This window comes from Desulfobacula sp. (assembly GCF_021107415.1).
In genome coordinates, this window is record NZ_JAIOSW010000093.1 from 20543 (window position 1) to 32846 (window position 12304).

At 38.6% G+C, this 12304-nt stretch carries 12 protein-coding genes; 4 read left to right on the plus strand and 8 right to left on the minus strand.

What is annotated here, in order from left to right; all coding sequences use genetic code 11:
- Positions 1–56: 56 nt before the first annotated feature.
- The 5 genes from K8S13_RS04825 to K8S13_RS04845 all read right to left on the minus strand — a co-directional run bounded on the left by K8S13_RS04825 (position 57) and on the right by K8S13_RS04845 (position 6289).
- Entirely contained in the window at positions 57–281 is a 225-nt protein-coding gene (locus K8S13_RS04825) for a hypothetical protein (RefSeq protein ID WP_291460840.1), read from the minus strand.
- 134 nt (positions 282–415) lie between these two features.
- The gene (locus tag K8S13_RS04830; RefSeq protein WP_291460842.1) at positions 416–2320 is read right to left on the minus strand and encodes a CHASE2 domain-containing protein; all 1905 of its coding nucleotides are present in this window, start codon (positions 2318–2320) and stop codon (positions 416–418) included.
- A 27-nt stretch (positions 2321–2347) separates the two neighbouring features.
- Positions 2348–4498: a transferrin-binding protein-like solute binding protein gene (locus tag K8S13_RS04835; protein ID WP_291460843.1), complete on the minus strand. Its 2151-nt coding sequence runs from the start codon at positions 4496–4498 to the stop codon at positions 2348–2350.
- 10 nt (positions 4499–4508) lie between these two features.
- Positions 4509–5771: a surface lipoprotein assembly modifier gene (locus K8S13_RS04840; protein ID WP_291460844.1), complete on the minus strand. Its 1263-nt coding sequence runs from the start codon at positions 5769–5771 to the stop codon at positions 4509–4511.
- A gap of 221 nt (positions 5772–5992) precedes the next feature.
- On the minus strand, positions 5993–6289 hold the full coding sequence (locus tag K8S13_RS04845; protein WP_291460845.1) for a DUF4277 domain-containing protein: 297 nt from the start codon (positions 6287–6289) through the stop codon (positions 5993–5995).
- 394 nt (positions 6290–6683) lie between these two features.
- Here K8S13_RS04845 and K8S13_RS04850 point away from each other — a divergent pair, with 394 nt between their 5' ends.
- Positions 6684–7787 carry an ATP-dependent 6-phosphofructokinase gene (locus tag K8S13_RS04850; protein WP_291460847.1) on the plus strand — a complete coding sequence of 368 codons (1104 nt, stop codon included), beginning with the start codon at positions 6684–6686 and terminating at the stop codon, positions 7785–7787.
- Positions 7788–7800: 13 nt separating this feature from the next.
- Positions 7801–9000: a diadenylate cyclase gene (locus tag K8S13_RS04855; RefSeq protein WP_291460848.1), complete on the plus strand. Its 1200-nt coding sequence runs from the start codon at positions 7801–7803 to the stop codon at positions 8998–9000.
- Between the two features lie 16 nt (positions 9001–9016).
- On the opposite strand, the gene hgcB is transcribed toward K8S13_RS04855, so the two are convergent.
- From hgcB to K8S13_RS04870, 3 genes are read right to left on the minus strand one after another with little or no spacing between them, the layout of a single operon-like run.
- Complete coding sequence (gene hgcB, locus K8S13_RS04860) at positions 9017–9307, minus strand: mercury methylation ferredoxin HgcB (RefSeq protein WP_291460850.1); 291 nt, start codon at positions 9305–9307, stop codon at positions 9017–9019.
- Positions 9308–9330: 23 nt separating this feature from the next.
- Complete coding sequence (hgcA, locus tag K8S13_RS04865) at positions 9331–10524, minus strand: mercury methylation corrinoid protein HgcA (RefSeq protein WP_291460852.1); 1194 nt, start codon at positions 10522–10524, stop codon at positions 9331–9333.
- Between the two features lie 14 nt (positions 10525–10538).
- Entirely contained in the window at positions 10539–10805 is a 267-nt protein-coding gene (locus tag K8S13_RS04870) for a helix-turn-helix transcriptional regulator (RefSeq protein WP_291460853.1), read from the minus strand.
- A 404-nt stretch (positions 10806–11209) separates the two neighbouring features.
- Between K8S13_RS04870 and K8S13_RS04875 the strand changes: the two genes are divergently transcribed.
- Together K8S13_RS04875 and yhbY are read left to right on the plus strand one after the other, a co-directional pair.
- Entirely contained in the window at positions 11210–11743 is a 534-nt protein-coding gene (locus K8S13_RS04875; protein WP_291460854.1) for a hypothetical protein, read from the plus strand.
- A gap of 59 nt (positions 11744–11802) precedes the next feature.
- Complete coding sequence (gene yhbY, locus K8S13_RS04880) at positions 11803–12108, plus strand: ribosome assembly RNA-binding protein YhbY (RefSeq protein WP_291460856.1); 306 nt, start codon at positions 11803–11805, stop codon at positions 12106–12108.
- Positions 12109–12304: the final 196 nt, after the last annotated feature.

The window sequence follows — 12304 nt, forward strand, 5'->3', positions numbered from 1 at the left end:
CGAAAACCGCAAATTTTTTCGATTACTGCGTTGGGCTCAAATTTTAATCCAATTTATTATTTCGATAAAAGCTTGTTAACGGGTAATTGATGCCGTCTTTCAGCCCCTTCCCACTGGGCTGGAGGTGGTGATTTTATAAAGCCTTTGATTCTATCCAGATAGGACTGATAAAGTTGGGTCGGATCATTTTTATGAAGTGAGTCAATAATTTTATAGGCATCATGAAAATTTTGGTGCTGATAGGCTATGATTCCCTTTTCAAACATTTTAACATTATTCAATATGTCCTGCGATGGGGCTTCTTTAGATATGGGTTCATACAGATCAACCGGTTCTTGACGGCCTTTTACCTGAACTTTGTCAATATACCGGCAAAAAAATGTGTTTTTAATAATATTTTTTGTGGCTCCTGATATTAATATGGTTGTGCCATAGTTTTTATTTGCACCCTCAGCCTGGATGCAAGATTTACATTATCTCCCATAACAGTATAATCAAACCGCTCTTTGCTGCCAAAATTTCCAACACTCATAAGTCCTGAATTAATCCCTATACCCACTGATATGTTTGGTAAATTTCTTTTTTTGCAAATGTTTTCCAGGTTGTTTAACTCTGATTTTAATGCCATGGCAGTATAAACTGCTTTGACTGCATGGTCCAGTTCTTCGTTTGGTGCTCCCCAAAAAGCCATGATAGCATCTCCGATAAATTTATCCACAGTGCCTTTGTTTTTCATGATGACTTGACTCATTCGGGTCAAATAATCATTCATGAAATTTCCAAGGTCCTTTGAATCCATTTTTTCCGAAATAGATGTAAACCCCCTGATATCGCAAAATAATACAGTTAATTCTTTTTCTTCTCCTTTTAAGGAAAGGGACTTCGGGTTCTTTAAAAGCTGAGAAACAACATCTGGTGAAACATAATGGGAAAAAGCTTTTTGTATATATCTTTTTTTTTTTTTCTCCCGGTAAGAATTGAATATACTGATAATCAATAAAATTCCTGCGCAGGTAATTATCGGATATGTAATTCCTAGAACGCGGTTATTTAGAAAGAAATAATAATAATTCCAGGTTATGGAGGCACAAAAAAAGATAACAGCTCCAATGCCGCCGGCCAATGGTCCCAGAACAGATAAAATCAAAGATAAAACAAGTCCGCCTGCAATGATAAGGGTATACGTTAAACCGATTTCTGTGTATATATCATAAATAAAAGGATCAGATTTTATGAGGTTGTCAATGATGTTGGCATTAATTTCAATACCTGGAACTGATTTTGAAAACGGTGTGGTCTTTAAATCAAACAATCCTATAGAAGAAGATCCGATCAGAACAAATTTATCTTTTATGACTGGTAAAGATGGTTTTGTTAATATATCTATAGCAGAAATATACTTGAACGTATTTACCGGGCCCCTGTAATTTACGAATATCTGACCCGAATGGTCAGTGCTTATAAATTTATCTCCAATATAAATTCCCAGGATGGGAATTTTGGGAGCTTTGATTTTGCCTGAGGCCTGTATGGTTAAAGCGGGAATTTTCATGCCGACCCTAAATGTCTCCAAAGCAAGTGATGGGTAGGGAATGTTATCCATTATCATCATTAAGGGAACCTGTCTGGTTGTACCTGAATCGTCTGTAGATACGTTGAAAAAACCTTCGCTTTCAGCCATGGAAACCAAAGGGTTGTTCACCACTGCCCGGTATGCAGGGATAAGACAAAGATCCTGAAAATTTACGTTATCCGGCTTAATTTTTATCATACTTGACGGGAAAGGAAGCTCTGTGTCCGATTTAAGACCGTCTTCCTGCGTCTGAAATACATATCCCAGGATCGTAGGCCCCATTGAAATGGCCTGTCCAAAAAGCGAATCATGATCCATAGACTCATTATTGAATAATTTTGAAAGTATATTTTCAGGGATTTGGCTTGTTATAGAGGGATCAAGATTTTTAAAATAATATATGGGTGAGGTGCGGTCTTTTTCTGCAAATACAATATCAAATCCTATGGCACGGGCATCATTTTTATATAGATTTTTTGTGATGTCAGCAAGGATATTTCTTGGCCATGGCCATTGGCCAATTTCTTTTAGGCTTTTTTCATCAATATCTACAATGATGATCTTACCCGAATCAGGCCTTGCCCCTCTTATTTTGAACATTATGTCCATGATTCGATTGTCTATGGCGTTTATGAGAGCCGGCTTCCGGTTGCCAAGACTGTAAAATCCCATGCATGAAATAAAGGTTATGACACAGCCTAAAAGAAAAGAAGATAGATTGAGATAATGCCTTAAGTGCTCATTCATAAGGAATTACGAGAAATTGAGACATGCTTATCGGTCTCCTGCAAAAATACCATGATAATGTCTGCCGTCAGACATTTTAGCTGCAAAATTACCACCCACACCTTCAGCGCCGGGACCATAAAACGTTCCGTTAACATTGCTTGAGGCTGCATTTGATATCATTGCCTTAAATCCTGAACTAGTGACATTTCCTGTTGTGCTTATCATTGGAAGGGTAATTTGATCAAATGAAATATTTCCTGAAACAGGTTCTAAGGCACCAGGATCAAAATCAATGAAAAGGTTGGTAGTGCCATGTGTCATTTTTATCATTTGACTTGTATTATTAAACATAACGCCCTGTGCCTTGCCTGTATATGTCCCGTTAAAAGAGGTTGCGATAAGGCTGTCGATAATAGTTGAAGCAGTTTGTTTGCCGCAAATCCATCTGGCACCCGGAACGTGGACATGGTAATCCTTCCCGGTTTCTGGGTCCGCGTAAGCGACTTCCCAGTATCCCCAGGTTGTATAATTCGAAAGATTGACCGTGTTTGATGTAACCATAAAATTGCCGTATGTTTTAAGTCCCCCTGTGGTTGAGCCGGCAGTTATTACATCGCTGCCGCTGAGAACGGCTGCAATAATTTTATCTGTTATATAGACTGAATCACTGCTGCTTCCGCCTATGGTTAATCCAGTGATTAGATTATTGGCATCATTAAAATCACTTCCGGACATTGATCCTGAAAATGTGCCGTTATCTTTATTTATAGTTAAAGTACAATCATCTGCACTGGTATTGAAAAAAATTCGTCTGTTTGTACTTGGTGAGGCCATATCTTCTGCAATACCAACAAAAAAACCTTTCCAGGTTTCAGTTCCAGAATAGGTGTCGGCAGTTTTACTATCCACTGTGGCTACAGCAATATCCGACCAGAATTGTTTTTCAGTCTGATTTTTTATATTGATGTCATAGCCTTCCATGGCAAGGCCGAGTCCTTCCTGGCCGGTTCCGTAAAAATGTCCAAATGTCTGTGATCCGGTAAGTGTCGTTATAGTTCCATTTTCCTGATGGCTATCTGAACCTAAAATTTTAATATCTGTAATGCTGCCTGATGAATTAACATTTCCAAAACCAAAACCATTATCGATATCTATATCGTCTAAATCCTGCGCAGTATCTTCAAATGCAATAATTCGCTGATTATCCCAGTTCACAATAAAATTTATATTTTCTAAAGGTTCATCAGATATAATATTAATTTCCTTTGTTTTACCGGCATAAAACCATATTCCGCTGGAAGGTATGGCTGTTGATTTGGATCCTGTAAACCCAAGATCCAATAGCATGGAAAGGATCTTTTGTTGTGTCTCAGTTTGAGCTATATTTGAATTCAGTTCGGTTTGTGCTGAAGTTAATACAGTATCATTAATGACAGAAGAGACATCTGTCAAACTGCCTGTGTCTTTATTCCCGGTTGATGTCGGCTCAGATGGGAGCGGCTCGGTATCTCCGGAACTGCTGGTTTCTTGACTTGACTCTTCTTTGGGCGTTGAGGTAAGTGTGTTTTCAAGCTCAAGCAGTTCTTGAGGAGCCATCTTACTTGGTTTTTCAGGTGCCTGTGTACTGCTTATTACCTTGGTGCCAAATCCGGGCCGTGTGATATTTACCATGCCGGCATCATTTTTAACATAGATTCCTCTGCCGCCTTGGAAAACAACTGAGAGCAAAGATCCTTTAACCATGCCGGCATATATTGAACCACGAATGCCAATGGTTCCGGAAGGGGTGTTTGTTTTAAAATTACTGGGCGCAATGCGGGTGATTGCACCTCCCATAATCCTGAAACTGCCTTCATTGATTTGAGTTTCCATGGCTGAGTCAGTATCACCCGGTTCCCATAAGTATTTGGTGATTTTCATTTGAGTATTGCGGCCAAGGGTAATCAAGGTATTATCTTCAAACATAAGCTGGATTCGTCCCTGTTCCGCCTTAATGGTGTCATGTAAAAAAACAGGTGCTTTTAAAAACAGTTTTTTTGATACCAAATCAGAGCTGATGGCTGTAACATTCCCCCGTATGGCAATCACTTTTCCAACCGGATCATTTTGAGCGGCAAAACCCGGAGACATAGATAATAGAATAAAGCCGAGACAGACGATTAACACAATATAAAATTTAATTTTAGCCTGTTTCATAATATGGCCTTTAAAAATTATAGATTAAGAATAATTGAAAAAGGTCTTTATCAAATTCATACAGTTCAATATTTGAATTGGCCCAGGTATGTTGATAATTTAACCTTAGTGAAATATTTTTATTTGGTTTTAATAAGGATTTCCATATTTTCTTTTCCAGGCTGCATCCGGCAGAATGCTGATAATCCTTGCGTTTTTTATTAAAAAGGGCTGTTGGTTCATCATAATATAAATATTGATACTCGTAATTTACAGATCCAATTATTTTTAATGGTAATTCACGGGTAATGGATAAGTTTGAAATAAAACGTTTGTAACTATACTCATCATCAGACGCGTCCTCTTTTTCTGCTTTAAGGCCGAGGCTGTACCAGTTTTTTTTAAAACCCAGACCCACATCGAAGGACAAGGATTTATTGTTAGAATCCATCTCAGGATAGCCGGGAAAATTTTTTGCTTCATATTTCAATTCCATACTGGTCACTAAATGTGGCTTAACAGCGTGATTCAGTACACCTTTAAAACCAACACTATTTTGATATTGTGTATTTCCAAGTTCAATCTGGTTTAATAAAAATTTAAAACCAAATTTGTTTTTTCCGGATATAAACTCAGGCCCTGTATGTCCACCGATATAGCGGATATCAAGAGTGTTGATTCTATCATAAATTGCCTTATAAAAACTTGTTTTAGTTTTCCAGAAATAATTTGAATAAGGGAACTTATAGGTATGATCAATTCCGATTGTGGTATTATAGATCCAGTCCTGTGTTTTTTTTGAAAAAGGCCCTGTTAAGTTCACGTCCCCGATAATTGTTTTTATTATGCCGGTTGATGGTGACGCGTAAACATTATTATTCCAGTCAACACCCATCATGACCTGGCCGGTTAAAAAATGTTTTTGTTCTGTTTTATCAATATAGATTAAAAATTTTTTTATATTGTTTTTCACAGCTTCTGGAGGATTTGTTGCCAAAACCTCATTGCAATATTGTTTGGCAGTGTTATTTGCCCCTAATTTTTGAAAGGCTCTTGCAATTTCTAATTTTACACGGTGTTCAAAAGGAGATGTTATCAATATTCTTTCAAAAGCCATGATTGCCATTTCATAGTTCCCTGTCTCAAATGCGGCCCTGCCAAGGTAAAAGTTTAATTCCTGGTTTTCGGGAAAAAGCTCAAAGGCCTTTACCAGTCTTTCATATGATTCTTTAAATTGTTTGGATTTGAATAATTCAATTCCTATGGACAGGTGGTCCTCGTTACTATTGGACAATGGATTGCCCATCACGAAATTACAGTGTAAACAAATGAGAATAAATACGATAAAAGATTTCATTTTTTCACTAAATGCGGCCTAACCTGAATAGATTAAAAAATGATTTTTTAAAAAAAAATAACAGACCGCGGATAATAAGTCAATATGCTTTTGGATTCATAATGGCAATTTGAATTTCATTGTGATTCCACCGGTGTTCTTATTTATAGTATCTGTATTTAATACTTCAGGCGGTCATCAAAATATTCATCAGGGGCAATGTCGGGTAAAATCACATTTAGTACTGTAGTTTCGTTTGCAAACTTACAAATCCGGTAAAGCTGTAAGATCTGGAACAGAATCCCAGTAATCATAGCCATTGAAGCCTGGCCATGTATGAGAACTTTTCTACGTGGATCAAGCTCGATATTTTCATCAATGATTTTGGTAATAGCGCATCGTACAAAATAATGCTTCAGAATCGGTGCAAAACCGACTGGTTGCGTTTTTACAGATTTTACAACTGACTTTGTCATATATAGCCTTTCTATGTATTTGAAATCATTATACATATTGAAAATGTTTAAGCCTATTTTTATTTACAATGATTACAGGCACTTACACGAGGATAATTGCGAATACTGCCTTGATATAGTATGTTTTTATTGATTTCTTTTGATTTTTTCGGGATTTGTGCTATTTCCTAATTCATAAACTTAATATTTGAACAAGCGAAATGTGAGATTAAAGTAAGTACATCGGAAATTATTGCAGTTTTGAGGATATCGGTATTTTGAGGCAACCAGGCAGGTGGCAAGGTAAAGATTAACCTATACAAATTAGTTTTTTTGGTTTAGAAATAAATGGATAAATACCAGCAGACATACCATTTTATGTAAACATTGCGGCATTATTTCAGGAGGAACATTCATGGCAATACAGCGAGTGGGAATATTAACCGGAGGTGGGGATTGTTCGGGACTCAACGGGGTGATACGAGCGGTCACCCGTGCTGCCATTATTCAGTGTGATGCAAAAGTCATTGGTATTGAAGGGGGTTTTGAAGGCCTTATCTCAGGACAGACCCAGGAGCTTACGATACGATCGACAAAAGACATATTGACATTGGGAGGTACCATACTTGGAACAACCAACAAAGGAAATCCATTTGATTATCGTGAACTTGATACGGATGGCAGCATCAAAACAACTGATTATTCCGATAAAGCAGTTGAAACATTTAAGGCACTGAAGCTTGACTGTCTTTTTGTCGTAGGTGGGGAAGGAACCCTTGAAATCGGGTATAAATTTTATAAAAAAGGTATACCTGTTATTGGAATTCCCAAGACCATTGATAATGATCTTGAAAAAACTGATTATACATTTGGGTTCCAAACCGCTGTCCAGGTGGCCTGCGATGCCATGGACCGTTTGCAGACAACGGGCAAAAGCCACCATCGGGTAATGATTTTGGAAGTGATGGGCAGGAATGCCGGATGGATTGCCCTTGAAGCCGGTATTGCCGGCGGCGCTCATATTATTCTTATACCGGAAATCGAGTATAAAATTGAGAATGTAATTAAAAAAATTCAACTCAGGAAAAAGGGCGGCAGCCCCTTCAGTATTATTATGATTGCAGAAGGGGCAAAACAAAAAGGAGGGGACACCATCAAGGCCCAAGAAGCGGCAGGCAGGCTTCAGGGAGTTGAAAAATTAGGTGGTGTCGGGTTTTATCTTGCCAGCCAGATTGAAAAAGAGATTGATCTTGAAGTCCGCACAACCGTTCTCGGACATATCCAGAGAGGAGGATCTCCCAATTCGTTTGACAGGGTTCTGGGTACCCGCCTGGGAAGTTTTGCCGTGGATGCAGCGGCACAGGGGAAATTTGGAACCATGACTGCCCTTAAAACTCCTGATATTGTGCTGGTGGACTTAAAGGATCTTGCAGGGAAAGTAAGAAGCGTATCTGTTGATTCTCAGCTCATTGCCTGTGCAGAATCCATTGGTATTAACATGGGTCGGAAGGCTATGTAAAGAAAGGTATTTCATGAATTTATTTGCCATATTGTCAAATATCAGGTTGCCGGATATTCTTGATATCCTGTTTATTTCCATTGTCTCCTATCAATTCTATATCTGGTTCTGGGGCACCAAAGCCTTTAAAGCCATTATTGGTATTGTTCTTTTAAGCGGGGTTTTTATTCTGGCCAAATCCTGGGGACTTTTTTTGACCACCTGGGTGTTCCAGATTTTGTGGCAGGTCTTTGTGATCCTTTTGATTATTTTGTTTCAAAAAGAAATCAGGCAAATGCTTGAGCGGTTTAATCCTTTGAAGACGTTTGGGTTTAAACACAGATTAACTGCAGATGGCTGGGTTCCGGCATTTTCCAACTGGGCGTTTGATGTGGCAAAAAAAAGAATCGGTGTAATCATTGTTTTTGAAAGAATGGATCTTGTGTTTGATTTGATCACCAAGGGGATTGCCATGGAATGTGATCCTCAGCCTGAAATATTGAATTCAATATTTTATAAAGAATCTCCTTTGCATGATGGGGCTTCCATCATTTCCCACGGTAAAATTTTAAAAACATCCTGCTATCTGCCCTTAACAGCAAGAGAAGATCTGCCCCAGGAATGGGGAACAAGACATAGAGCAGCCCTGGGACTGACTGAACAATGCGATGCCTGGGTGATGATTGTTTCAGAAGAAAGAGGGGAAGTATCATTTGCTGTTGATAATGATATGAGAAAAATAAAAGATGAAAAGGAGTTGTCCAGTCTTCTTGAGGATGCAGTCCTTGAGTTCAAAGAGGCTGATATAGATGTTAAAGAAAAAATAAAATCCTGGTTTACCAGGCGGTACCAAATTAAAGCTGCTGTTTTTGCATTGGTTTTTATTATGTGGCTGGCCTTTGCAGGGCAACAGAATTTTGAAAAGAAAATCGACCTTCCGTTGAACTTCAGAAATATTCCAACAGGGTTGGTTGTATCTTTACCTGCTGAACCTAAAATTTCCATTACCTGTCGGGGCTTAAGGAAAGATGTCAGCCTGTTGAATGAAAATAATATTATTACTTTTATTGATTTGTTTTCAGCAAGGATAGGCAAATCCTCTTACACTATTACCACGGGTAATCTGATCCTGCCCAATGACAGAATTCATATTGTACATATCACACCTTCAAGGATGGAACTGATACTTGAAGAGAGCCTGGAAGCAAAAGAATCCCATATAGACACCCAGTGATTTATGGTGTGATATATCAGCAGCACCCGCCGTTGCCACAGGATGCGTTTTCTTTTCCTTTTATCCAGACCTGGATAATATAGGAAGCTCAGCCGACCCCCGGACTGACGGATATAGCCTGGGAGGGACAATTGTTAACACATGCACCGCATTCCATGCAGGCATTAAAGTCAACAATATGGGCCTTGTTCTGGCTCATTTCAAAAACGGCCTGGGGACAGACTTCAGTGCACAAGCTGCAGCCGATACATTTTTCTTCATCAAGTACCAGGGTTGATACATTATCTAAATGTCTTAAATCTTGCATGATTATATCTTTCACAGTTAAAGTCAAAATGCAGAATAAATCCATAGCCCGGATGAAATCACCAGGCAAACCAATTGCACAGGAATGTACCGTTTCATTTCTTTTTCAACCCCTGAAGGTGATGTAAACGGTGTTGTCCCTGTGAAATTCATGGCCAGAAAAGAGCTGATGGTCACGCTGAACAAAAAGAGAGCCAGACAGTCGGCTATTCCATGAATAGCAGATGTCATGAATACCAGCAGGAGAATAGCGAACATACTTCCTGAGATGATCCCTTTGAGAGCAAATTCCCTGGAGGGGATAAAGGGAAGCAGGACCGGAGTAACAAATGCGCCTGAAAATATTCCTGCTGCAAGGGCAAAAAAAGAAACAACGCCTCTTTCCCAGGCCATGGAAAAAGAAAAAATACCCGGTCCGAAACCTGAAATGATAAACAGGACAAGTGCTGTGATCAGTGCTGGTTTCAGCACGATTTGAATCTCCACAGGTGTCAGGATAAATCGTTCATACAGATCAAAGGTGACCTGTCTCATTTTTTTGTCTGCTTTTTTGTTATTCTTTAAAAAAAACGGGATATCCTTTGCCCGTATGGGGCCATAGATCACCCTGAATCCTGACTGCTTTTTGACATCTTTAGCCGATATACCGGTTGCTCCCAGTTGGGGAACAATGATCTGTTTATGGTCTACAATATTTTCAAGGGAACTATCTTTAATCCTCTTCACGAGTTCCCGGGTTGAAAAAGTTCCCTTTCCTGCTGCGCACCAGACATTGATCCCTTTTGTATCCAGTACCAGAATCCATGCATTGATGTCGGCCAGCTCTTTTCTCAAATGATCAAACGTCAATTTAAAATTTGCGGTTACAAGTACCTCACAATTTTTATCCGGTTTTCCAATGGCATAAAGCCCGGGAGCCACCGTATATTTATACCGGTTGATACCGCATCTGACATAAAAGCTTGAAAAAAGGTCATCTTTTCCCAGCTTTGGTTTAATGACAGGAATAAGTCCCGCATTAGTTTTTATAAACTTGTCCACATAGGAGCACAACTTATAGCCTGGTTCTTCATAGTCTGCCATGGGGTTGGAAGGTTCAGCCGAACAGCTTGAACTGATCTCATCCATGGAGGACATGAGATTAACCCCGGAGGTTGATATTTTCAGACCTTTCTGAGAAGGGGGCCCATTACACCCCCAGCCCTCTATTTTGTTCATTTGTTTCTCCATCCTTATAAGTTTTGGATATATTGCTTAAATTTATTTAAAACGGTTTTATCTACACAAAAGTAGGTTTTGGGGCCTTCGACTTCTCCACAGACAATTCCGGATTCTTTTAACAGTTTCAGATGCTGGCTGATAGTGGATTGGGAATAAGGAAAGATATTGACAATTTCTCCACAAACGCAGGTGTTGATATCAATAAGGTGCTCAACAATTTTCATCCGTGTCGGATGTCCCAGTGCTTTAAATATTTTTGCAAGTTGTTCCGTGTTCATATGCCGTCACCATAGGGGCAGGCACAGGTGCACAACTTGGTTTCTTTGCAATGGCATTTAGCGGTATTGATAATAATTTTCAAAAATTCTTCCTTTTTATCGTTTATCGACTATTAACGATAAGCCATTGTTTGAGAATTGTCAACCAGAAATTTTATACAGAATTATTCATACCATTAACCAGTCTGAAAGTTTTTATTTGTCAGAATTATTATAGAAAAAATAGCATATCAGACCGGATAAGAAATTAAGATTAATTATTTGATGCCTTGTAGCCGGCTTCATTCAAAAAGATATCTATTGAATCCTCCCCTATAGATGTATAATAATGATACAAAATGATCGTCAACATATTGGCAATAAGTTAGCTATGTTGATATTTGAAAAAAGGAAACTTGTCAGGAATGAAAGGCCGTACCGATATCCCCTGGTGTTCTGCTGAAGAATGGAACCAGGTTTTTTTATTCATAAAAAGAATTGACGACTTGCATGGACAAAAACTTGTTAATGTTTATAAAACAGCGAATCAGATCAGACACAGATTTGAAGAGATGTCAGGGTCAATAGAAAAGGTTTGCTCCCACACCTGTGTATATTGTGAGGATATCTGCTGCATAAGAGCAACCATATGGTTTGATTTAAAAGATCTGCTCTATATTTATTTTGGGCTGAATAAATTTCCTGCATCTCAAATCATAAAGAATTCATCTGGAAATCGAAAAAAAGCCTGCTGCCATTTTTTTGAAAAAGGGTGTGCACTTTCAAGGCTTGAACGTCCTTTTATCTGTACCTGGTATTTTTGTTCGGAACAAAAAAGATATCTGACCCGCCATCATCAAAAAATAAAGCAAAATTTTGAGCAAATTTTGATTGAAATTAAAAATCTTCGCAATAAAATGGAAGAAGAATTTATCCGGATATCCTATCCAAATCTATAAATCCAATCTTTTTTGTGATATGATATGGACTTTAAAAATAAACAGGTAAGGATATTGGTTTGAAAGAATTAAAAGGATCACAAAAAAAGTATTTACGAGGACTTGCTCACAATTTGAATCCATCTGCTTTTGTCGGTCAGAAAGGCATTACCGAGGCATTGATAGGAGAGATTGATAAGGCTCTTAAAGCCAGTGAGCTTATCAAAGTCAAATTCAATGATTATAAGGAAAAAGAACAAAAAAATGCATTGATAAAAGAGATTGCAAAAGCCACTCAATCCCATATTGCCGGCATGATCGGGCATGTTGCCATTTTGTACCGGCAAAACAGTGATGTGGAAAAGCAGCATATCAGGTTGCCATAACGATGGGGAAATTACCATTGCGATTTTTAGCATTAAAAGGAAACTATATGAAGCTTGATGGCGGCGCCATGTTCGGCAATGCTCCAAAAGCCCTCTGGAGTCGTTGGATGCAGCCTGATGATCGCAATATGATCACCATCGGATCAAGAGCCCTTTTAATTGAAATACCGGATCATAAGATCTTGTTTGAAACAGG